We start from the raw sequence: 24,330 nt of genomic DNA, 5'->3' as shown, positions 1-24,330 counted from the left end.
ACGGTCGGTCCGGCACGGGCTCAGCGGCCCTGGTCCGGGGTCAGCAGGGGACGGAGGAGCGCGCTGAGCGCGGAGTCCGGTGTGCGGGCCGCCCCGCCGGGCTCCGGTGGCCGGCCGGGCTCCGGGGACACGGGGTCGCCCGCGCCGGTGCCCGCGCCGGTCTCCGTACCGGCCTCGGCGGCGGCGAGCCGGGCCCCCAGGTCGTCGACCGTCCGGGCCCGCATCAGGAAGGACGGGTCGACCGTCCGGCCGCTGCGCTGCTCGATGGCGGTCGCCAACTCCGCTATGGCCAGGGAGTCCAGGCCCAGTTCGGGCAGGATCCGGTGGCCGGGGTCCTCGCCCAGCACGTGCAGGAAGGCGGCCCGGACGAAGCCGGCCATGGTCTCGGCGGTACGGCCGCCGGCCCCCGGGGGGACCGTCGGCACGCTCGTCGGGGCCGCTGCGGGGACGGCCGTCGGGAGGGTGGGCGAGCTGGCCTTCGCCGGGATCGGGGTGCCCGTCGGGGGCTCCGACCCCGCGGCGGGAGCGGGAAGCGCGCTGCCGGGGAAGACCACACTCCCGCCCGAGCGCAGGTGCCCGGCGAAGCCCTCCAGGGCCTGGTCGACGGTCAGGGCGTGCGCGGCGGCGTACGACTCGGACGCCGCCATGCCCGTACCCGACCAGTTCGGCCAGGCGTGGGCGGTGACCGCCGTGTCGGGGCCGTTCTCCCGCTCCGCCAGGGCCAGTTGGTACGCGTTGGCCAGGGCGTAGTCGACCAGTCCCCGGCCCGCCTCGGGCCGGACCCCGGCGATCGAGGAGACCAGTACGGCGAACTCGGCGCCCTCCGCCTTCGCGAGGCGGACCGCATGGCGTGAGCCGGCGATCTTGGGCTCGGTGACCTTCGCGGTGTCCGCCCACGCGCGGCGGCGGACCGCCCCGAAGGGGTTCACGCCACCGGAGGAGTGCACCACGCCGAGCAGCCGGCCCCAGCCCTGGCCGAACCGTGCGGCGACCGACGCCAGGGCGCCCTCGTCCGCGATGTCGCAGGGCAGGTAGTCCACCTCGGCCCGGCGCCGCAGCTCCGCCAGCGGGGCGGACCGCGCGGTGTCGATCACCGAGCGGCCGATGATGCCGACCCGCTTGGCGCCCCGGTCGATCAGGTGACCGGCCAACTGCCGCCCGACCGCGCCGAGTCCACCGGTGACCAGGTAGTAGCCGTCGACCGTCAGCTTGGCGGGCGGCGCCGGGACGGCCGCGACCCGTTCCGGTACGAAGCGGGCGCCCCGCCGGTAGGCCACGGCGGCGTTGTCGCCGGGGCGCAGCGCCGCGAACTCGGCCGCGACGAGGGCCGCTTGGGAGGCGGCGGGGGCGTCCGGGTCCAGGTCCAGCGTGGTGACGGCGAGCGTGTTCTCCGCGCCGGCGGCCCGTACGGCCGTCACGCGCGCCGCCGCGTCGGGCCGCAGGCCGGCCCGCTCGGCGCCGAGCACCACGGCGGAGTGCCGGTCGGCCCACAGCAGCTTCCCGCCGGCGGGCAGGGCCGTGACATGGGCGCGCAGGTCGGCCCAGAAGGCGCCCAACCCGGCTTCAACATCAGGGTGTACCGGGGCATCGGCGACCACCACGAGCCCTTCAACCGGACTGTCCGGGCCGACCGGGCCGCCCACTCCTTCCTCCTCGGCCACCGAGACGCCCAGGTCCCGCAGGGCGGCGGTGACCGCGCGGGTCACGTCGCGGTCCGCCGCGACCACCCGGACGGCGCCTCGGACGGCCGCGCTCCGCAGGAACGGATCCCCGACGCCGTCCGGCGCCGGGCGGATGCCCTCGGCCCGCCACACGAGCCGCCATGCCTCGGGCGTCGCGCTGTCGGCCGGGACCGGCTCCGCCCGGGTCGGCGCGGCGGCAGGCGGAACGGGGGCGGCCGGAGCGGCCTCCGGCCTGATGTGCCAGTGCCGGCCCCGCGCGAACGGGTAGGTGGGCAGGTCCGTGATCCGCGAGCCGGGCGCCGAGAGCGAGGCCCAGAAGGCGGGATCGCGGTGCGGTTCGGCCGTGAAGGGCCGCCCGTCCGCGAGGGCGCGCAGCTCCGCCACCAGGCCGGCCGCACCACGCCCCCGTACCGTCGTCGTGCGACTCAGCGGCGAGCGGCCGACGTTCGCCGAGTGGCAGAGGTCGGCGGTCTCCCGGTCCCCGGCCGACGCCGCGAACCGGTCGGCGTACGCGGCGGCCAGCCGCCGTACCGCCTCCTCCGTCGCCCCGCTCACCCGCAGGACGTGCTCCCGGGCGGGCAGGGGCCCGCGCGGCGGGAGGGCGGGCGCCTCCTCCACGACCACGTGCGCGTTGACACCGCCCATCCCGAAGGCGCTCACCGCGCCGCGCCGGGGCGCCCGGTCCGTGCGCGGCCAGGGGATCGGCCGGTCGGCGACGTAGAACGGGGTGTCCTCGAAGCGGATGTGGTCGTTGGGACGGGTCACGTGCAGGGTCGGCGGGATCTCCTCGTGCTCCAGGGCGAGGAGCACCTTCACCAACCCCGCCAGTCCGGCTGCCGGTTCGAGGTGCCCGATGTTGCTCTTGGACGAGCCGATCGCGCAGAACTGCGTCCGGTCGGTGTGCCGGCGCCAGGCCCGGGTCAGGCCGTCCACCTCGATCGGATCGCCGAGGGTCGTACCGGTGCCGTGGGCCTCGACCATGGCCACGGACTCGGACGTGACGCCCGCGTCGTTCAACGCCTGGGCGATGACCTCGTCCTGGGCGGCGCTGTTGGGCACGGTGAGTCCGCTGCCGCGCCCGCCGTGGTTGACGGCGCTCCCCTTGATGACCCCGCGGACGCGGTCGCCGTCCCGCAGCGCGTCGGCCAGGGGCTTGATCACCACCGTGACCACGCCCTCCCCCGGCACGAACCCGTCCGCCGACGCGTCGAACGCCCGGGAGGCGCCGGTCGGGGACAGGGCCCGGAGGTTGTCCATGGCGGCGTAGTGCAGGGGGGACATCGCGAGCCGGACCCCGGCGACGACGGCCTGGTCGCACTCGCCGTCACGGATGCTCCGCACCGCCGTGTGCAACGCCACCAACGACGACGAACACAACGTGTCGATCGTCATGCTCGGACCCCGCAGATCCAGGAAGTAACTCACCCGGTTCGCGAGAAAGGCGTTGTGATTGCCGAGGCCGCTGGGCGCGTCGAGCTCCGGGGCGATGTTCTGGTCCTTGTAGTGCTGGTAGCTCGCGCCCACGAACACACCGGTCCGCGCGGGCACGGAGGCCGCGGGCAGCCCGGCCGACTCCAGCGCCTCCCAGGTCGTGCGGAGCAGCCAGCGCGCCTGGGGGTCCAGGACCTCCGCCTGCTTGGGGAAGAAGTCGAAGAAGCGCGCGTCGAACTCCTCGATGTCGTCCAGGAATCCGCCGGCCGCGGTACGACCGGGATCGGCGCCCCGCCACCGCGACGGGGGCGCCTGTCCCACGCCGTTGCCGCCGCGCGAGAGCAGCTCCCAGAACCGCTCGGGGCCGGTGGCGCCGGGAAGGGCGCAGGCGAGGCCGATGACGGCCATGTCCCGGGCGCGGACGGGGGGTTGCGCGTGGACGGGCTCGGCCTGGACGGGCTCTGCGGGGGCAGGTTGCGCGTGAACCGGCTCCGCGTGTGCGGGCTCAACGGGGGTCTGTTCGGCGGGGGTCCATTCCGCGAACGCCGTCTCGGAGGACGGGCGTTCGGCCTGTACGTCCGCCTCCGCCACCTCCGCGCCCCGCGCCGGTTCCGGCGCCAGCTCCGCCACCATCGCGGCCAGCGCCCGGCAGTCCCGCGCCGCCAGCACGTCCGTGGGGCCCAGGCGTACCCCCAACTCCTCCTCGATCTCGGCCGCGACCAACGTCGCCAGCATCGAGTCCAGGCCCGCCGACGAGAGCGAGGTGTCCGGCCTGACGTCCGGGTCGCGCAGGACCGTGCGTACGAGACGGGTGACGGCCTCCTCGCCGACCACCGGCACCAGCGGGCTCCGCGCCACGGTCCGGGCGCCCCCCGGGACGGGTCCGGCGTTCGGCAGCGGCCGGTAGACCACGTCGCCCAGCGTGGCCAGCACCTCGCCGTCGGCGGCGAGCAGGGTCACGTCACCCCGCCGCGTGCCGTCCGGTTCCTGTTCGACGGCGCGGAGATGGACGTACCGGGTGCGCGCCGGGTCGGACCGGCGCACCGCGCGGCCGACGGACACCGGGAGGTACGTCGAGGTGAAGGCGGCCGGGTCGGCCAGGGTGAGGACGGCCATGCTCTGGAGCGCGGCGTCGAGGGCCGCGACCGTACGGACCGCCTGGCTCTCGTCCTCCCCGCCGATCCGGGCGAGCACGCCCGACGCGCTGTAGTGGATGTGGGTGATCGAGCGCAGCGGCGCGGCGAGGTCCATGCCCTTGGCGGCGAACCAGGCGTACAGGCCGTCCGGTTCCATGGTCCGTGTGTGGGCGGCCCGCAGGGCGTCGAGCCGGTGCGAGTCCGCCGGTGGTGTGTCCAGGTCCGGTACGGGGACGGGCAGGCCCGGTGTCAGCCGTGCGATGACGAGGTCGCCGTACCGGAAGGTCACGGTCTCCTGGGAGACGCGGTCGTCGAGGTCACTGACGAGCGGGTGTTCGCCCACTCCCCTTGCCAGCAGGGAGATCCGCTCCAGGACGGGGTGCCGCTCCCATCCCCGGGCGAGGAGCAGCGCGGCCGGGACGGTCGCGTCGCCGAAGACGCGGTGGGCTCGTGTGACGCGCGCGGCCACCTCGCCCAGGGCATCGGGGGCTGCGGTGTCCGGTACGGGGTCGGGGACGTCGCGGAAGGGGTAGGGCGGCAGCGGCACCCGGCGCGGGGGCGCGGTGTCGAACGTACGCCTCCAGTCGACCTTCTCCCCGGCGGTGTAGCGGTGGGCGAGGCGGGTGAGGTCGTGGTCCTCGGGCGTGTCGCCGCGTACGACCGTGCCTGGGACCACCGGGGCGCGGAGCGCCTGCTCCAGGGCGGTCCGCAGGCCGGCGGCGGTCGCGCCGAGGACGGCGATCCGGTGCGGCAGGTGGTCCCGCCCGACGGCGGCTGAGAAGCACAGGGCGCCGGGGTCGGGCGCCGGGTCGGCGGCGAGGAGGCGTGCCACGTCGCCCGCGCGGCGGGCGAGCGCCTCGGGGGTGTGCCCCGACAGGACGAGGAGGTGGGCGCGGGGCGGCCCGGAGGCCGCGTGCGCGGGCGCCACCGGTGCCACGTACTCCTCCACCACCACGTGGGCGTTGGTGCCGCCCATGCCGAAGGCGCTGATCCCGGCGCGGCGCGGACGGTCCGCCCGCGACGGCCACGGCAGGGGTTCGGTGGGCACGACGAACGGGCCGGCCGCGAGGTCGACGTGGGTGCCCGGCGTCTCGTACCCGGCCAGGGGCGGGATCTCCTGGTGCCTGAGGCAGAGCAGCACCTTGACCAGCCCGGCCAGACCGCTCGCGGGCTCCAGGTGCCCGATGTTCGCCTTGACCGACCCGAGGAAACACGGGTCCTGCCGCTCGTCGTCCCCGCCGAACACCTCGGCGAGCGCGGCGATCTCGATCGGGTCGCCGAGCCGGGTCGCGGTGCCGTGGGTCTCGACGAGGGTGATGTCCGAGGCCGGCACCTCGGCGTCGGCGAGGGCAGCGCGGATTACCGCGACCTGCGCCTCGCTGCGGGGCACGGGCAGGGCGCTGCCGCGACCGCCGTGGTTGACGGCCGCCCCCTTGACGACGCCCAGGACGCGGTCCCCGTCGCGTTCGGCGTCGGCGAGCGGCTTGAGCACGACGGCGATCGCGCCCTCGCCGGGCACGAACCCGTCGGCCCGGTCGTCGAAGGGCCGGGGAAGCGTCGGCGACAGGGCGCCGAGCTGGCTCAGGCTGCGGTAGTACCACGGCGTGAGCCCCACGTGGCAGGCGGCGACGATCGCCGCGCCGCACTGGCCGGTACGCAGCGCCATGACCGCCTGCTGTACGGCGACCAGGGAGGAGGAGCACAGGGTGTCGACGGTCTGGGAGGGGCCGGTGAGATCGAGGGCGTACGAGATGCGGTTGGCGAGCACCGCGTTCATGGAGCCCAGCGCGGTGTGCGGTCCCACGGCGTCCAGGCCCCGGGCGTCGCGGTGGTGGGTGTAGGTGGCACCGACGAACACACCGACGTCCCGGCGTCCCGCGAGCCCGCTGTCGTCGATGACCGACCACGCGTGTTCGAGCAGGAGCTTCTGCTGCGGGTCCATCTCCTCGGCCTCACGGACGGAGACACCGAAGAACTTCGGGTCGAAGCGGTCGAGCCCGGAGACGAAGGCGCCGGTACGGCAGTACGTCCCCGTCATGTGCGGCCCGCGGTCCTCGAAGTGGGCGTCGGCGCTCCAGCGTTCGGCGGGGACGTCGGTGAAGGCGTGTCCGCCGGAACGCAGCATCCGCCAGAACGCCGCCTGGTCGGTGGCGCCGGGGAGGTCCCCGGACACGGCGACGACGGCGATGTCGCCGGGGCGCGGGGCGCGGCGGGGGGCCGGCGCTTGTGGCGCCGGTATTCGTGGTGCCGGTATTCGCTCCGGTGCCTGTGCCGCAGTCACAGGCACAGTCGCAGTGGCGGTCGCTGGGGCCTGCGGCTCAACAGCGCTGTGCGGTACGGGAGTCGGCGCCTCCGGGCTGACCCCGTACCGCTCGGTCAGGGCGTCGGCGAGATCGGCGAAGTCCGCGTACTCCAGGAACAGCGTGGCGGGCAGCCGGACGTCCCAGCGGCGGGACAGTTCCTCCGAAAGCTCCACGCTCATGATGGAGTTGATGCCGTAGTCGGCGAGCGGCGCCTTCCGGTCGAAGCCGGCGACACCGAGACGTTCGCCGAGGAAGGCGGCCAGTTGGTCGCGGACACGGTCCGAGGCCGCCGCCCCCGAGCCGTCCGGCCGGTCCTGCCCGTCCGGCTCCACGGCAGCGTCGGCGCGCTCGGCCCGCTCCGCGCGCGGATCGACGTCCGCGTGGGCGATGACCAGTTGGCGTACGTCCCCCCGCAGCGCCGCCGTCAGCGCGTCGAGCGCCTCGGCCGTCCCCAGCGGCCGGACACCCCGGCGGCGCAGCTGGTCGGCCGCGGCGGTGCCCATGCCGACCTCGCCCCACAGGCCCCAGTCGATGCTGGTCCACGGCGCCCCGTGGGCGTGGGCGAACGCGTCGAGGTAGGCGTTGGCGGCCGCGTACCCCGCCTGCCCGAGGTTGCCGAAGGTGCCCGACACGGAGGCGAAGAGGACGGCGAAGTCGAGGTCGGTCCCGGCGACGGCGGCGGCCAGCTCGCGCAGGCCGTCGGCCTTGGGGCGCAGGACGGCGGCGACGTCGTCGGCGGTGGCGCCGCGGATCAGCCCGTCCTTGAGCGTCCCGGCCGCGTGCACGACGCCGTGCGGCGCGCCGAACTGCTCCCGGAATCCGGCCACCACGGCGGTCAGGGCACCCGGTTCCGCGACATCGACGGCGAAGGAGACGACGGCGCAGCCGTACGCCTCGATCGCCGCGAGCCGCTCCCGGTCGCCGCGCCCCGAGCGGCTGACGAGGCCGACCACAGCGGCCCCCTCGCGGGCGAAGCGCGCGGCGACCTCCAGGCCGAGGCCGCCGTGCCCGCCGAGGACCAGGTAGCGCCCGCCCCGACGGATCCCGGGCCGGTCAGCGGCCGGCAGGCCGACGCCCGACCGGTCGACGCCCGGCCGGTCAGGGCCGGTCAGGGCCGCGCCGGGCCCGTCCAGGGGCACCCGCTCCGGCTGGTGGCGCACGCCGTCGCGGTAGGCGATCTCGACCGGGCCCGCGCCGCCCAGCTCGGCCAGGAGCGCGTCGCCCTCCGCCGGTGCCGTCCTGGTCAGGGCCGCCGCCACGGATCCGGCGGCGGCCTCCGCGCTCCCCAGCGGGCCGACGTCCACGAGGCGCGGGCGCAGCCCGGGATACTCGATGGCCGCCGTCCGGATCAGGCCCCAGACCGCCGCCCGCTCCGGCACCGGCCGGTCCCGGTCCGCCACCGGCTGCGCCTGCTCGGTCACGACGAAGAACCGTGCCTTGCGCTGTCGTTCGCCGAGCGTCTTGACCGCGGCGAGGGCTCCGTACAGGCCGGTGCGCAGTTCGTCGCGGGCCGGCCTGACCGGTCCGGTGTTCCACAGGTGCACCACACCCTCGACGGGCCCGGGGAGGTCCTCCCACAGTCGCCGGAAGGCCTCCTCGTCGATCTCGGGGAGAATCCGGCGGCCGTCCGCCGCATCGGCGGAACCGGCCGCATCGGCCGCATCCGCCCCGCCGGCCGCACCCGCCGGTCCTCCGGGCACCACCTCGACCACCTCGGCGCCCTCGGCCCGCAGGGCGCGGGCGGTACGGACGCCCAGGGCGTGGGTGTCGCCGTGGTGCAGGACCACCCAGGTCCCGGTGGCGGGTTCGCGGGGCGCGGGGGCGGGTGCCCCGGTCCAGTGGACGCGGGTGGCGAGCCGCGTGAGGGCCGCGCTCCCGGGCGAGGCCGCCCGGGGCAGACGGCGCATGCGCACACCGGTCAGTTCGGCGACGACCTCACCGGCCGGGGTGAGGACGAGGGCGTCCGCCACCGAGTACGCGCCCTCCACGGCGGTCCTGCGGACGCGGACGGTCACCGGGCCCGTGAGCCCGGCGAATCCGGGAAGGAGGGCGAACCGCTCCACGCCGATCGGCAGCAGCGGTACGGGCGCCGAGCGCTCCGCGGGGTCCTGGAGCGCGCAGCTCACCACCTGGAACACCCCGTCCACGAGCAGCGGATGGGCGTACCAGGGCAGGGGCTCCGCGTCGCTGCGCAGGACGGCCTCGGCGGATCCGTCCGCGACGCGGAGGTCCCGTACGGTACGGAAGTCGGGGCCGTACTCCAGGCCGTGCCGCGCCCAACTGCCGTACAGCGCCTCGGGCGTGACCCGCTCCTCGCGGGGGACCTCCCACGCGGTGACGCCGGCCGGGGCGGCGGGCAGCGGCCGGCCCGATCCGGTGGACAGCGCCTTGCGGTCCGGGCCCGCGGTGAGTTCGAAGCGGGGGTGCGGGCCGAAGGTCACGTCCAGGGTGACGATGCCGTGGCCGTCGGCGGGTACGGCGAACGGCCGGAGGAACGCCAGGTCGGTGAGCTCCAGAGGGGTGAACTCCCCGCGCCGGAGCAGGCCGAGGACGGCCATCTCCAGCTGCATCGAGGCCGGCAGGATCCCCGTACCGGCGGACCGGTGCTGGGCGATGAAGGAGTCGGTGCCGGCGAAGGTCTTCTCGTACGTCTCCACCCGGTGGGTCACGGTGCCTCGTTCCCGTTCACGTAGTGCCGGTCGAACAGGGGATGTCCGCCGGTGCGCGTTTCTCCAGTGGGCGGGAGGGGTGCGGTGAGGGTGCTGGGCGCGCTCAGGCGCTGCCGGTCGAAGGGGTAGGTGGGGATGGTGGTGGTGCGCTGGTCCTTGCCCTGGTGGACCGCGTCCCAACGGACCTCCGCCTGGCCGTGGTTGTAGTGGGCCGCCAGCGCGTCGTGGAGCTGCCGCTGGTCCGCGTGGCCCCGGCGCAAAGTGGGCGACCACCGCAGCTCGGGGTCCGGCAGGCAGGCCCGGCCCAGGGTGGTGAGGACGGGCGTCGGGCCGATCTCCCAGAACACCCGGGCCCCCGCCTCGCGTACCCGCTCCAGCCCCTCGGAGAACAGGACCGGACGGCGGATCGACTCCGCCCACACCCGTGGATCGGCGACGGTGGACCCGGTGTGCCAGTCACCCGAGAGGGTCGACACCAACGGGATCTGTGGAGTCGACAGTTGGGTGTCCGCCACCGCGTCGGCGAACGGGGCCAGTGCCTGGTCCATGGCCGCCGAGTGGAAGGCGTGACTGACCGTCAGCCCGGTCGTGCGGTGGGACGTGGCCCGGCAGAAGGCCTCGACGGCCGTCTCCGGGCCGCTGACCGTCACACTGCGGGGGGCGTTGTACGCGGCGACCTCCACCGCCGGGTGTCCGGCCAGCGCGGCCCGTACGGCGTCCGCGTCCGCGTGGACCACCGCCATGGCACCGCCCGTCGGGCACGCCTGCATCGAGCGGCCGCGCAGCGCGGCCCAGCGCATCACGTCCGGGAGGGACAGGACGCCCGCGGCCCAGGCCGCCGACAACTCGCCCACGCTGTGGCCGATCACCACGTCGGGCCGGATCCCCCACGCGTCCAACAGCCGGACCAGCCCGACCTGCACGGCCACGATGCCGGCCTGGGCGAACCGCGTCTGGTCGACCACTCCCGCCTCGCCGCCGAACAGCACGTCGAGCAGGGGGCGTTCGGTGTACGGGGCCACCAGCTCCGCGCACTCGTCGAGCGCCGCGCGGAACAGCGGCTCCGACGCGTAGAGCCCCCGGCCCATCCCGCTGTACTGGGACCCCTGTCCTGTAAACAGGAACGCGCCAGTCGCGGGCCGGTTGGCCAGCCGGGCCACGGGCCGGCCGCCCTCGGCCACCGCCGTGAGCCCGCCGATGAGTTCACCGGTGTCGGCACCGGTCACAGCGGTGCGGTAGCGGTGGGAGGCACGCCCGGTGTTGGCGGTGAAGGTGAAGTCACCGAGGTCCGGGGCGGGCGCGGTGCCGAGGTGACGCGCGTAGGAGGTGGCCAGATCACGTACGGCCTCTTCGGTCGTGCCGCTCACCCGCAGGACGTGGCTGTCCTGCGGCACCGGAACCCGTGCCGCCACCGCCGGCGGCTCCTCGATGATCACGTGCGCGTTGACCCCGCCCATCCCGAACGCGCTGAGCGCGGCCCGGCGCGGCGACCCGTCGTCCCCGCGTGCCCACGGCACGGCCGCGTCCGCCACGTAGAACGGGGTGTCCTCGAAGCGGATGTGGTCGTTGGGACGGGTCACGTGCAGCGTCGCCGGGATCTCCTCGTGCTCCATCGCGAGGAGCACCTTCACCAACCCGGCCAGTCCTGCCGCCGGTTCGAGGTGCCCGATGTTGCTCTTCAGCGAACCGATCGCGCAGAACTGCGCGCGGTCGGTGTGCCGGCGCCAGGCCCGGGTCAGGCCGTCCACCTCGATCGGGTCACCCAGACTGGTGCCCGTCCCGTGCGCCTCCATCATCGCGATCGAGTCCACGCCCACCCCGGCGTCCGCCAACGCGGCCGAGATGACGTCGTGTTGGGCCGTGCTGTTGGGCACGGTGAGTCCGCTGCTGCGGCCGCCGTGGTTGACGGCGCTGCCCTTGATGACGCCGCGGACGCGGTCGCCGTCCCGCAGCGCGTCGGCCAGGGGCTTGATCACGACCGTGACCACGCCCTCCCCCGGCACGAACCCGTCCGCCGACGCGTCGAACGCCCGCGACCGGCCCGTGGGCGAGAACGACCGCAGCCGTGAGCCGAGTTGGAAGTACTGCGGGGACATCCCCAGGTGGACCCCGGCGACGACGGCCTGGTCGCACTCGCCGTCACGGATGCTCCGCACCGCCGTGTGCAACGCCACCAACGACGACGAACACAACGTGTCGATCGTCATGCTCGGACCCCGCAGATCCAGGAAGTAGCTCACCCGGTTCGCGAGGATCGCGTTGTGGTTGCCGAGCCCGGCCGCCGTCTGCACGACGTCACCGACCACGACGTCCCGGTAGTGCTGGTAGCTCGCGCCCACGAAGACACCCACGGACCGGTTCCGGACGTCCCCCGCCAGGCCGGCGTCCTCCAGCGCCCGCCACGCGGACTGGACGAGGTGGCGCTGCTGGGGGTCGATCCAGCGTGCCTCGGCCGGGGAGATCTGGAAGAACCCGGCGTCGAAGCCGGTCAGTTCGTCCACGAACCCGGCCCGGCGCAGGTAGACCGTGCCCGGGGTGGCGTCGGTGGAGTAGTAGGCGTCGATGTCCCAGCGGTCCTTGGGGACCTCCTGGAGGCAGTCCTCGCGGTCCGTCAGCACCCGCCACAGCTCGGCCGTGTTCGCGGCGCCGGGGAAGACGCCGTCGACCCCGACGACGGCCATGTCGTGGCGGTCGGTGTCCGCCACCGCCACCGGGTCCCGCCGGGTGGAGCCGACGGTCGCCCGCGCGGGGGCCGGCTGGGCGGGGGCCGACTCGGCGGTGACCGGCCGTGCGGGGGCCGGCTGTGCCTCTAAGGAAGCGGGGTGCGCCGGTACGGACGGCAACTCGGTTCGCGAAGAGGCGACTTCGCGGGGTGCGGGCGCGAGTTCCGCGTCCGCCGCCGGGGAAGGCGACCCGCCCCGGGGCGGCTCCGCCGCCGCCGGCGCGGAGGTGACGCCGTACTCGTCGCGCAGTTCCGCCGCCAGTTTCGCGACCGTGCCGGTTTCGAGGACCAGCGTCACCGGGATCTCGACGTCCAGCTTCGCGCGGATGTCCTGCGCCAGGGAGACGGCGAGCATGGAATCGAGGCCCTGCTCCTGCAACGGCCGGTCCAGCTCCAGCGCCTCGACGTCGATCTCCAGGGCCTGCGCGACCCACTGCGCCAGCGCGGGTCCCAGGCCGCCGCCCCCGGACACGGCGGGACCGCGGCCGTTGCGCGCGGCGGGCCCGGTGGCCTCGGGACGAGGGGCGCGAAGGGGCGCCGACCCGGCCGGCGGCGCGTCGGCCGGCGGAGGCGGGGAGAGCCGCTTCCAGGTGATGCCCTTCGCCTCCAGTACGGGCCTGGTGCCGTCCAGCACCACGAGGCTCGCGGTCAGCAGCCCGGAGTCCGGCGCGCTGTCGCGGTCCCGGCGCGCGTACACCCGTACGGCTCCGGAGAGCCGGCCCCGTACCGCCAGCCGCTCGATGGTGAAGGGGACGTAGAGCCCCTCGGCACCGCAGGCGGCGAGTGCCACCTGGAAGGCGCCGTCGAGCAGCCGCGCGTCCACCAGGCCGCCGTCCGGGGCGAGGGGGGCGTTCAGGGTGCCGGCCGCCCGGCCGCCGGGGGCGGTGGCGAGGGCCGTCACGCAGCGGAAGCCCGTACCGTAGCTGAGGCCGTTCCGGTCGAAGGCGCGGTACATGTCCTCCGGTTCGACCGGGCTGAAGCCGCCCTCGGACGAGAGGTCGGGGGTCGCGAGGTCGGGGAACGCGCCGCCCGCGAGCAGGCTGTCGGTCAACGACCCGGTGGCGTCCGCCACTTCGGTCACGTCCGCGCTGCACACCATCGCGCCGGTGCCGTCCCGGAACACCACACCCGTGCCCGCCCGTTCCGCGACGAGGGTCGCGGGGAGGCGGACGGCCGCGCGGAACGTCACGTCCCGCAGCCCGAAGGTGTCACGGCCGAGCAACTCGGCGACCTTGCCGGGGTATCCGGCGCCGGGGAGCGTCGGGCGGCCGAGGACCACGTGCTCGGCGGCCTCGGGGTGATCCGTCCAGGTCCGGACGGTCGGCCCGGCAGGTGTCGCGGGTGCCGTGGGTACGGCCGGTGCCGGGGGTGTCGTGGGTACGGCAGGTGTCGGGGGCGCGGCTTGCGCCGACGGCGCCTGCGGCTGGGCTCGTTCGGGTACGGCGGGAGCCGCCGCCCCCGCCCCGGCCGACGCCGGTTCGAGCCACAGGTACCTCTCGTCGTGCGGGGCGGTCGGGAAGCGCACCCCCGCCCGCCGGTCCTCGGCGGGCAGTGCCTCGCCCGCGACATAGCGGCGGGCCGTCAGGTCGAGGGCGGCGCGGCCCGTCCCGTCACCGGACCGGGGCAGGGTCGCCCCGCGCGGCTCGCCGTCCGTCACGCCGGTGTACAGCGACCGCGTGCGGCCCACGCCCGCCAGGAACAGGCTGAGCTTGTCGTCGAGTTGCTCGACGCTGTCGACGACGCAGGCCAGCCGGTGCGCGGCGCCCGACCGGTGCCTCGCCGCCACGGCGAGGGCCTGGAGAGGCGGGCAGTGCGGCGAGCGCAGCAGGGTGACCAGCCGCTCCGCCAGCGTACGGAGGCCGTCCTCCGAGCCCGCCGACAGGGTGAGCAGGCAGGGCCCGGACCCGTCGGGGGCCGCGGGGCGCTCGGGCGGCGCCGCCAGGACGACGTGCGCGTTGGCGCCGCCGAAGCCGAAGCTGCTGACGCCCGCGACGCGCGGTCCCGACCACGGGGTGAGCCGGTCGGGGACGAACAGCGGGGAGGCCTCGAACCGGAACGCCCGGTTGGGCGAGGCGAGATGGACGGACGGCGGGACCGCGCCGGCCTGGAGCGCCAGGACCGTCTTGATCAGTCCGGCGATTCCCGCGGCGGGTTCCAGATGGCCGATGTTGGTCTTCACCGAGCCGACCGCGACCGAGCCCGTGGCGGCGCCCGCCAACGCGGCCTGCAACGCCTCCAGTTCGATCAGGTCGCCGAGCTGGGTGCCCGTACCGTGCGCCTCGACGTAACCCAGTCCGCCGTCGGCCACCCCGGCCACCGCGAGTGCCTTGCGGATCACCGCTTCCTGCGCGGTCCTGCTGGGCGCCGTGAGGAATCCGGCACTCGCGCCGGTGTGGTTGACGGCCGTTCCGCGCACCACGGCCAGCACGGGATCGCCGTCGCGTTCGGCGTCGGCGAGTCGCTTGAGGACCACGACCCCGCAGCCCTCGCCCCGTACGTAACCGTCGGCCCCTTCGTCGAACGCGCGGCACACGCCCTGCGGCGAGAGCATCCCGTTCCGGCGGAAGGCGCGGCTCTTGTCGGGGGTCAGGACCAGGTTCGCGGCGCCGACGACGGCGGCGTCGATGTCACCCACCCGCAGGTGGGTGACCGCCTGGTGCAGCGCGACCAGCGACGACGAGCAGGCGGTGTCGACGGCGAAGCTCGGCCCCGTCCAGTCGAAGACGTGCGACAGCCGGTTGGCGATCATGGAGATGGCCGTGCCCGTCGCCGCGTGCGGGTCGTTGTGGCCGATGCTGCCCGCGATCAGGTCGGGGAAGTCGCTGGCGATGGTGCCGATGAACACACCGGTGCTCGCGCCGAGGGTGGTGTGGTCGTGGCCGGCGCCCTCCAGCGCCTCGTCCGTGACGCTGAGCAGCATCCGCTGGAGCGGGTCGAGCCGCCGCGCCTCCCGGTCGGTGATGCCGAACCGCGCCGCGTCGAAGTGCTCGACGCCGTCGACCCATCCCATCCGCACCTCGTCGGTGTCGGACCACAGGTGGCCCCAGCCCCGGTGCCCGGCGGGCGGCTCACCGACCCCGGCCGCACCGGCGGCGAGATTGGCCCAGAACTCGTCGGGCGTGGCCGCGCCGGGGAACCGGCAGGCCATCCCGATGACGGCGACGTCGTGGCCGTCGTCGGCGGGCCGGGCGGGTGCGGATTCCCTTACGGACAGGGGCTCTTGCACCGGCTCCGGCTGGCGGACGGGGGTGGACTGCGGTACGGGCGCGTGCTGCTCCACGGCCGGAGGCCGCTGTCCGGACAGCGGCGGTGGTACGGCCTCGGCCGCCGGCTCCTCGTCCGTCACCACACCCTCGTCGCGCAGGAGTTGGGCGAGGCGGGCGGGCGTGCCGGTGGCGAAGAGCGAGGTGGGGCTGATGTCGGCCCCGAGTTCGCGGCTGAGCGCCACCGCGGCGAGGGACGCGTTCGCGGAATCGCCGCCGAGGTCGAAGAAGTTGTCGTCCGGGGCGAGGGACCGCTGTCCGACGACGGACGCGAGGACCCGGCCGACGGTGGCCGTCAGCGAACCGGGCGCGGTACGCACCGGCTCGGCCTCCGCGGACACGGGAACCGAGGCCGGGACGGAAGCCGGGACGGAAGCCGGGACGGAAGCGGGGACGACGGGCGCGGGAGCAGGCGCCGCCGCGGGCACCACCTGTGCGAGTGCTGACTCCGGTACGGCCCCGGGAACCGGCATGTTCGCCCCAGGGCTGACCACGGTCACCGCAGGCCCGTCACCCGACCGCAGGATGTTGACGCGCGTAGGCAGCGGCAGCCGCGCCCGGGCGATCTTGCCGTTGTCGGTCAACGGCAGCGCGTCGACCGGCACATACGCGTCGGGCACCATGTAGTCCGGCAGCCCGGCGCCCACCTGGGCGTCCAGGGCGGACTTCACGAGCGCGCGGTCCGCCACCAGGTAGGCGGTCAGGCGCGGTTCGCCGACACCTTCGAAGGGCGCGGCGACGACCACGGCCGCCGTGACGCCCTCGTACCGCTCCAGGACCCGCTCGATCTCGGCGGGCTCGATGCGGTTGCCTCGTACCTTCACCTGCGCGTCGGCGCGCCCCAGCCACTCGATCGCGCCGTTGTCGTGCCGCCGGGCCTCGTCGCCCGTCCGGTAGAGGCGGGTCCCGGTCCCGGGATGGACGGTGAAGACCTCCGCCGTGAGGTCGGGACGCCCCGCGTAGCCCCGGGCCAGCCCGGCCCCGGAGAGGTACAGGTCACCCGGGGTGCCGGCCGGGCAGGGCAGCAACTCCGCGTCCAGGACGTGCAGTTCCATGCCGGGCAGCGGTTCGCCGAGCGGCAGGAAGGTTCCCACCGACTCCACCCGGTGGCACGACGCCCAGATCGTCGCCTCGGTGGGACCGTACAGATTCCACACCTGCCGCGCGGTCGCGTGCAGTTGCCCGGCCGTCGAAGGCGGCAGTGCCTCGCCGCCCGACAGGACGGCGAGCCGCTCGTGCGGGGTCCAGCCCGTGGCCAGGAGCAGGCGCCACATGCTCGGGGTGGCCTGAGCGACCGTCACCTCGCCGAGCAGTCCGGCGAGCCGTCGCGGGTCGCGGGCGGCCTCGCGGGACGCCATCACGACGGTCCCGCCGACCGTGAGGGGCAGGAGGAGTTCGAGCAGCGAGATGTCGAAGGCGGTGGTGGTGTGCGCGAGCACGACGTCCTCGGCGGACGAGCCGAGGCGGCCGCCGATCCCCGTGAGGAAGTGGGCGAGGGCCGCGTGTTCCACCTCGACGCCCTTGGGTTCACCGGTCGAACCACTGGTGAACAGGGTGTACGCCAGGTCGGCCGGGGCGACGGGCGGGGCGACGGCGAGGACCGAGCCGTCCGCCTCGGGCACCCGCAGCGCCGGGCCGAGCGAGGTGCCGAGGGCGTCGGTGTGCGCGTCGGTGAGGATCAACTCGCAGCGGGAGACGTCCAGGTAGCGGCTCAGCCGCTGCACCGGGTAGTCGGGGTCCAGCGGCAGGAACGCGGCGCCGGAGCGCAGGATGCCGAGCATCGCGGGGATCAGTTCGGGGCCGCGCCTGACCAGCACCCCGACGACGGAGCCGGGTCCGACGCCCTGTTCGTACAGCCGGGCCGCGACGGCGTCGGCCCAGGTGTCCAGTCCCGCGTAGTCGAGGTGGTGGTCGCCGCTGCGGACCGCGAGGGCGCCGGGCCGCTCGGCCACGACCTCCGCGAACAGGTCCAGCACGGTGACACCGACAGCCTCGGCGTCCCCACCGACACCGACACCGCCAGCGTCATCCGTGTCCACACCGACACCGGCGTCTTCGCTCGCGTCCACACCGGCAGCGGACCGGTCGCCGGTCGCCGCCGCCTCCATCCCGGAGCCGGAAGGCCAGAGCGCCTCCTCCCCGTGCAGCAGCGCCGCCAGCGCCGCGTCCTCCACCAGTTCGGTGAACTCCAGCGCCTCGGCCTCGTCCATCGCGGTCTCGCGCACGAAGAGCACGGGCGGCCCGTCCTCCAGGCAGAGCAGGGCGATCTCGGTGTCCGGCTCGACCGACGCCTCCTCGTCCTCCCGGCGCTCCAGGACCATGACGCGGGTGAAGGTGCGGGACCCGGGCGGGCGTCGGGCGAGCCCGAGCCGTACCTCCAGGTCCACGGCGTAGCCGTGCTTGTCCGCGACCTCGGCCAGCCGGTCCGCCAGCGTGCCGGTGCGGTCCGTCCGGGCGTCGAAGCGCACCGGGACCCGCGCGGCGGCCAGCCCGTGCGTCTCGTCGGCCAGGGCGCGCGCGGCCGACGGCGACCAGGCGAAGTCGAAGACGGGCTCCCCCATGCGCGTGGCCAGCACGGCGAGGAAGGCCCGGACGAGGGCGGTCCGCTCCGTGCCGGATCCCGGGGTGTACGCGAGGCCGAAGCGCCCGTAGTGCGCGGACGTCGCGGAGAAGTCGGTGGTCTCCAGCGGGGCGGGCCGCAGGTCGCCGAGGCGTTCGCGCCACCACGGTTCGTCGGTCCGCAGGGGCCGTTGGGCGGCGGCGATGGCGGCGAGCCGGTCCTCGGGCACGGCGGGCAGCCGGCCGCCGGGGGTGATGCCGAGCCGCTGGGCCGCGCCCTGGCCGCTCAGCGCGCTCCCGTCGACCGAGGTGAAGTCGCTGAGCAGGAGGTCTCCGTCGGGGGCGGCGAGCCGCAGGGCGGACTCGGTCACCGAGACGACCGTCATGGCGCCGGCCGCGTTGTCGCCGGGGACGACCCTGACCTGCTGGGTGAGGACGGCGCCGAGCGCGGTGACCAGCGCGGGCATGCCGAGGGGGTTGGGGAAGGAGCCGTAGTCCAGGGCCTTGGCGATACGTTCCGCCTCGGCCGCCGAGGTGCCCGCGTGGATCAGTCCGCCCGAGGCCATCCGGGCGGAGCGCCGGTAGAAGCGCCGTTCGCGGTCGCTGGTGTCGACGGGGTCGGGCAGGGTCCGCGCGACGACGTGCGGCACGAGGTCGCCGAACAGCTCGGCGCCCGCCTCGGCCGTCTCGTACGTCAGGGACAGCGCCGTGGAGTGGGCGCGTACGGGGAACCACCGCTCCAGCAGGACGCCGCCGGCGTCGACCGCCCGGGTCATCAGGTGCCAGGTCGCGGCGTGCCGGGTCGCGCCCTCGAACAGCGCCCAGGCGGCGACGTGGCTGCCGGAGTAGCGGGGCAGCGGCCCGTCGTGGAAGTTGACGGCCGCGACGGCCGGCAGGTCCAGGACGTCCTGGGGCAGGATGCGGAAGTTGACGATGCTGAACAGGTAGTCGAAGGGCCGGGCGGAGAGGGTGGTCACCAGGTCGGCGCGGGGGTCGAGCACCTCGACGCCGTGCTCGGCGGCCCAGGCCGCCACGGCCGCGTCGTCGCTGAGGATGCCCTCGATCCGCACGCCGGCGTCCAGCAGGCGCGTGGCGCACTGGGTGAGGACGCGGGTCCCGCCTATGAGGTAGCAGTTCGCGGACATGGTCATCCCTCGTCCTCTTCGGTCTCGCGGGCGACCCACGCGTCGATCTGCGAGACGACTTCCTCGTCGAGGGAGAGCTGGCCCGGCGCCCACATCGGGTTGGACAGGCCGCGCTGGGTGCGCTCGCACAGCTCCCAGTCCTCGTAGTTGGCCTTGTCCCAGAGCGCGAACACCGCTTCGTGGGAGAAGTCGTCCTTGGCGGTCTCCGAGGGGTGGAAGAGCCAGAAGTGCCGTACGAAACAGGTGCCGGGGCTCTCCGGCCAGACCCACTGCATCATCACGTAGTCGGCGGTGAAGCCGAACAGGAGGTTGGGCAGGATGGTGATCCAGTTGATCTTCTGCTGGTCGCCCTCGGGGACGAGCGGCATGGGCGAGCGCCCGCTGCGCCCCGTCATGGAGACGGAGTTGTAGCCCCCGCGGATCGACTGCCAGGCGCCGACGATGTCGCCCTTGAGGTCGTACGTGCCGGCGTCGTCGAAGTCGGTGATGCGGTGCAGGTCCTTGTGCGCGGTGGGGAAGTGCAGGCTCTCGTTGACGTTGTGCGCGACGAGCTTCCAGTTCGAGGCGACCGGGTAGTCCTTCGCCTGCACACACTCCAGCTCGGCCAGCTCGTAGACCCGGGCGAACTCGCCGAACTGCCCCAGGGAGGCGTCGAGATCGGGCGCGTCGTCGGAGAACGCGATGAAGACCACACCGAACCTGACCTCGGTCCTGACCGGCACCAGCCCGTTCTTCTCCTTCTCGAAGAAGTGGTCGAAGTAGGTGCCGTTGAGGCTCTTGAGCTTGCCGTTCCTGTCGTACACCCAGCAGTGGTAGAGACACACCACACTCTGGCGCTTGCCCGTGGCCTCCTCCACCAGCTTGTAACCCCGGTGCCGGCAGTAGTTGTGGTACGCCTGGATGCCGTTGTCACCGTGCATCAGCAGCACGGAGCCGGTGCCGATGTTGAGGGTGCTGTACGACCCCTTCTCCTTCAGCCGGGACACGTGGTCCACCGGCAGCCAGCGCCGGCCGTAGATCCGCGCCATCTCCCGCCGGTGCTGGCGCTCACCGGTGTAGAAGTCGTGCGAACGGCCGACCCCGCCCGTCTCGAAATAGGGCCTTTCCTCATCCTGCTCGTCAATGAGATCGAACATGCTGGACGCGCGCGTCATCCCCAGGACTCCCCATGGTGAAAAGGCGTGAAAGGGCGGTGAAAGGACTGCCGTGAGCGGATGCTCGGTAAAGAAGTGTGGCGTGAGAAACGAGCGTCTATTGCTCGGCGCAAGGCAGTGAAAGGCGTGGGGGGACCTTTGGCCGACCGCACGTCGGCCGTGCGACTGCCACGGATTATTCGGGTGACAATCGCACGGCGGACGGCTGTGCTGGATGAATTCGGTGAGAGGTACGGGTGAGAGTTACGGCTGAACGGTGCGGACGAACCGGCCTAGGAGAAGTCGTAGAGCCGCTTCTCCTCGGGGACACCCGCGTCGTCGAAGAGGCGCTTCAGGTTGTCCGGCGCGTAGATCTCGTGGTCCTCGACGCCGCCGGCTATCAGGCCGAGCATCTTGTCCGTCCACTCCTGGCTGGTGCTGACGGAGCTGAGGACCAGGTCGAGGAACGGCGGCAGAGGGGTGAGCTCGGCGAGGGTGGTGGTGTAGTCGTACACCCCCGCGCTCTCCTCGTCGCGCGTCGCCTGGTACTCGGCGAGGGCCTCCTCCATGGGCCGCTCCCCCGCCAGGCCCTCGTGGAGCCGGGCCGCGAGCAGCTCCCCGTGCAGGAAGGCGTCCGTGATGCCCCAGCCGGTGAGCGGGTCCTTGTGGTAGCCGGCGTCGCCGACCAGGGCCCAGCCCGGGCCGTGGGCCTGCCGGTAGTAGTTGTCCGGGTAGCGCATCGGCTTGAAGGGCTCCTCGCGGGTGCCCCGGTCGCGCAGCTCGGCGCCGAGCTCGGGCACGATGTCGTCGAAGACCCCCTGGAAGCGGTTGTCGACGTCCTGGCGGAACTCCTTGAGCTGGTCACGGGCGCAGATGGTGGCCAGCATGGTGACGTCGCCGTTGGTGGGCCACGTGCCGATCCAGTTCTCGTTGAACCCGGTCTTGTGGTTCAGGCCCCAGTCGAGGCCGCTGAAATACGAGTAGTAGATGAATCCGGAGGCGGGGCGGACGTTGTAGAGCCCGGCGCCCACCGCCTTGGCGACCGTGGAATGGAACCCGTCGGCGCCCACCACGACCGTCGAGCGGAACTCCCGCTCGGGGCCGTCGCCCGTACGCCCCCGGATACCGGTCACCCGGCCGTCGGAGGAGACCACTCCGGAGACGGTGAAGCCCTCGATGACCTCCACACCGGCGCGGCGCGCCGCGTTGACGAGGATCTCGTCGAGGACGACGCGGCGCGGGCAGTACACCGCGTCGATTCCGTCGATGGGCTCGGCGAATCCGTTCAATTCGATGCCGCGGTACGAGAAGTTCATCTTGCGGATCGCCGGTGTCTTCGCGTCGATGACCTCGTCGAGCAGCCCCCAGTCCTTCAGGCGGGAAAGGCCGGCCTGGTGAATGTAGTGGGTCGAAACCGCGTCACTGGGAAATGATGAACGATCAACCATCAGAACGCGGTGACCTTGGCGGGCCAAAAGCATGGCGACAGGCGATCCTGCACAGCGTGCGCCCACGACAATAACGTCGTACATGGTTCTCCCCTGTTGGCTTCCGACCGATGTGTCGACGATGTGCGAGAGATTAGAGAACCGCTGCACCAAGAGTCAAGAGCAGGTAAGCGGAAGGCAAAGTTCCCACGCGGGAGCGGGTGGGGCCAGGGAGGTTCAAAGGCACTGCCCACGCGCTTCGTTGTGACTCACGTGAAAGTTGAGAAGGGTGGGGTCACGATTCGCGGCGTCGGCGGGAAGGAACTTTCCCCTGGCAAAGGACAGAAGGACGAGCCGATCCGCCAACTCGCCCCGGAGGCCCGCGCGGTGGTGCGCCCGGGCCCGCGGCGGTTTCCTCAGGGGCTTCTTAGGTCTTCCTTAACGGAGGCATAAGGATCGGCTCCGCCCCCTGGTGACGGCGGATCCGGGGCTCGGGAGCGGCTAGTTTGCTGAGCGCCGGAGCGGGGTCGGCACCGGAAGGCGGGGCATCGGGAGGTTGCTTCGTCCGCCGGCGCCTCCCCCGCTCCGCACTGTTCGCCTGTACAGCTCCCGCAGCTGGTGCCGCTCAGAAGGAGAACCACTTCATGACCGCTCGTCGTACGGCCACCGGGATCGTCGTCCTCGGCGTCGCTCCCCTCGCGCTGGCCGCTCTCGCCGCCGGCCCGGCCGCCGCGCACGGTTCGATGACGGACCCGGTCAGCCGGGTGGCCGCGTGCTTCGCCGAAGGTCCTGAGAGCCCCAAGTCGGAGGCGTGCAAGGCGGCGGTGGCCATCGGGGGGACCCAGGCGCTGTACGACTGGAACGGCGTGAACATCGCCAACGCGGCCGGCAAGTCACGGCAGTTGATCCCGGACGGCAAGCTGTGCAGCGCGGGCAACGACAAGTTCAAGGGGCTCGACCTGGCGCGCGCCGACTGGCCGTCGTCCCCGATGACGGCGGGCAACCGCACCTTCCGCTACAAGGGCACCGCGCCGCACCGGGGTTCCTTCGAGCTGTACGTCACGAAGGACGGGTACGACCCGGCCGCGCCGCTCAAGTGGTCGGACCTGGAGGCGAAGCCGTTCCTCAAGGTGACCGACCCGAAGCTGGTGAACGGCGACTACGTGTTCACGGGGATCGTGCCGAAGAAGACGGGCCGTCACCTGATCTACTCGATCTGGCAGCGCTCGGACAGCCCCGAGGCCTTCTACACCTGCTCCGACGTGGTGTTCGGCAAGGACAACGGCACGGTCGACGGAGCCGTACCCGCCCCGTCCGCGCCCACCGAGCAGGAAGTCGCCGAGGGCACCGGCAAGTCCACCATCGAGCACAACGGGCACGGTGACCAGGACGCCTCCACCGGTCCGGGCAGCGGAAGCGGAACCGGCGCCGGTACGGCCACGGGCGCGGCGCAGCCCCCGGCGGACGAGGCGGCGGACGACGACGACGCCAACTACCCCGAGGCCAAGAACGCCGCCGCCCCGGCCGAACAGGCCCCGGAATCAGGCGACTCGGCCACCTCCGCCGCCGCCCCCGACGCCACGACCGCCACGGACGGCGCCGACACCGCCGCCGCGCAACCCACCGGCAGCGAGGAGAACCTCGCCGAGACGGGCGCCGACGGCACCACCCCGTACTTCGCGATCGGTGGCACGGCGGCGCTGGCCATCGGCGCCGCGGTGATGTTCGGCACGGTCCGCCGCCGGGCCGTGGCCTCGGGCCGCCACGGCCGCTGAGCACGCGTGACCATGGGTGTGGCCCCGGTGCGACGAACGCTCGTCGCACCGGGGCCACACCGCTGTCCGGAGCCGTACGCCCCCGGGTGACGCGGGTGCGTCCTGGGTGTCAGCCGATCACCGACGCGCAGGTGGTCGGTGTCGCCCGGCCGGGGTCCAGCGCGTTGGCGACCTCGTGGAAGGCGATCCGGTCGAGGAGCCCGATGGCGACGTGGTCGGAGAGGTCGAGCGGGCACAGGTCCTGGAGCAGCACGTTGCGCACCCCGGGGCCGGTGAGGAACTGGGAGCGGTACGGGGTGACCACCTGGTCGTACCGCGTGGCGATGACGGTGTAGCGCACCCCGGGGACGGTGTCACCGCCCTCGTTGAGCCGGTTCAGGAAGGCGGACCCGGCCACCTGGTCGGCGAGCCCGGGGGTCGCCTCGCTCAACAGGGCCTCCGCGCCGGGGAAGTAGGGCAGGAGGCGGGTGAGCCCGAGCAGGGTGGTGCCGTGGTTGTCGGGGGCGATCCCGACGAGGGCGTTCACCTTCGCCGCCCCGCCCAGGAACTTCAGGTAGTGACGCGGCATCATCCCGCCCTGCGAGTGCCCGACGAGGTCCGCCTTCGGCGCGCCGGTCGCGGCGAGGACCTTGTCGACGTACGTGGCGAGCTGGGCGGCCGAGGCGTCGATGGGGCCGAGCCCGTAGAACAGCGGGACGCCGGGGAGTTGGCCGTAGTCGAGCGAGAAGACGCAGTACCCCCGGTCGACCAGGTACGGCGCGAGGCCGAGCCAGTTGTCGACGGCGTTCCCGAAGGTGCCGTGGACGAGGACGACGGGGCGGGGGTGTGCCGCCGAGGGCTTGCAGGAGTAGTTGTTCCACCCCCTGCTCACGGCGGCGGCCGAGGCGGCGGAAGCCGGGGCGGAGGCGGGGGAAGCGGCGGCGGTGACGCGGGTGGGGGTGTCGATCGTGGTCGCGGCGGCCGGGGTCACGGCGATCGTCAGGGCGGCCAGCAACGCGGCCAGCAACACCGGCACGCGCTTCCAGGACCGTCCGTCCGGATCGTTCGAGGGCAGCATCGGGCGATCTCCTTGCGGCTCAAGGGAA

6 protein-coding genes are annotated in these 24,330 nt (G+C 73.8%); 1 reads left to right on the top strand and 5 read right to left on the bottom strand.

The window, feature by feature from the left end; genetic code table 11:
* Positions 1-20 precede the first annotated feature (20 nt).
* The 4 genes from HA039_RS27360 to HA039_RS27345 form a co-directional block, all read right to left on the bottom strand.
* Complete coding sequence (locus HA039_RS27360) at positions 21-9,221, bottom strand: SDR family NAD(P)-dependent oxidoreductase (protein WP_167034010.1); 9,201 nt, start codon at positions 9,219-9,221, stop codon at positions 21-23.
* The gene (locus HA039_RS27355; protein ID WP_167034009.1) at positions 9,218-18,916 is read right to left on the bottom strand and encodes a polyketide synthase; all 9,699 of its coding nucleotides are present in this window, start codon (positions 18,914-18,916) and stop codon (positions 9,218-9,220) included. Before HA039_RS27355 ends, HA039_RS27360 begins: the two co-directional genes overlap by 4 nt.
* Positions 18,913-20,046 carry an aromatic ring-hydroxylating oxygenase subunit alpha gene (locus tag HA039_RS27350; RefSeq protein ID WP_167034008.1) on the bottom strand — a complete coding sequence of 378 codons (1,134 nt, stop codon included), beginning with the start codon at positions 20,044-20,046 and terminating at the stop codon, positions 18,913-18,915. Before HA039_RS27350 ends, HA039_RS27355 begins: the two co-directional genes overlap by 4 nt.
* A 290-nt stretch (positions 20,047-20,336) precedes the next feature.
* Positions 20,337-21,575, bottom strand: coding sequence for an NAD(P)/FAD-dependent oxidoreductase (locus tag HA039_RS27345; RefSeq protein WP_167034007.1), 1,239 nt, complete (start codon positions 21,573-21,575; stop codon positions 20,337-20,339).
* A gap of 539 nt (positions 21,576-22,114) precedes the next feature.
* Here HA039_RS27345 and HA039_RS27340 point away from each other — a divergent pair.
* Positions 22,115-23,245 carry a lytic polysaccharide monooxygenase gene (locus tag HA039_RS27340; RefSeq protein WP_167034006.1) on the top strand — a complete coding sequence of 377 codons (1,131 nt, stop codon included), beginning with the start codon at positions 22,115-22,117 and terminating at the stop codon, positions 23,243-23,245.
* Positions 23,246-23,354: 109 nt separating this feature from the next.
* On the opposite strand, the gene HA039_RS27335 is transcribed toward HA039_RS27340, so the two are convergent.
* On the bottom strand, positions 23,355-24,302 hold the full coding sequence (locus tag HA039_RS27335; RefSeq protein WP_167034005.1) for an esterase/lipase family protein: 948 nt from the start codon (positions 24,300-24,302) through the stop codon (positions 23,355-23,357).
* Positions 24,303-24,330: the final 28 nt, after the last annotated feature.

The sequence above is a fragment of the Streptomyces liangshanensis genome (assembly GCF_011694815.1).
GTDB lineage: Bacteria > Actinomycetota > Actinomycetes > Streptomycetales > Streptomycetaceae > Streptomyces > Streptomyces liangshanensis.
The sequence above is the reverse complement of the archived record's forward strand: the minus strand, read 5'-3'. Positions and strand labels throughout refer to the sequence as shown.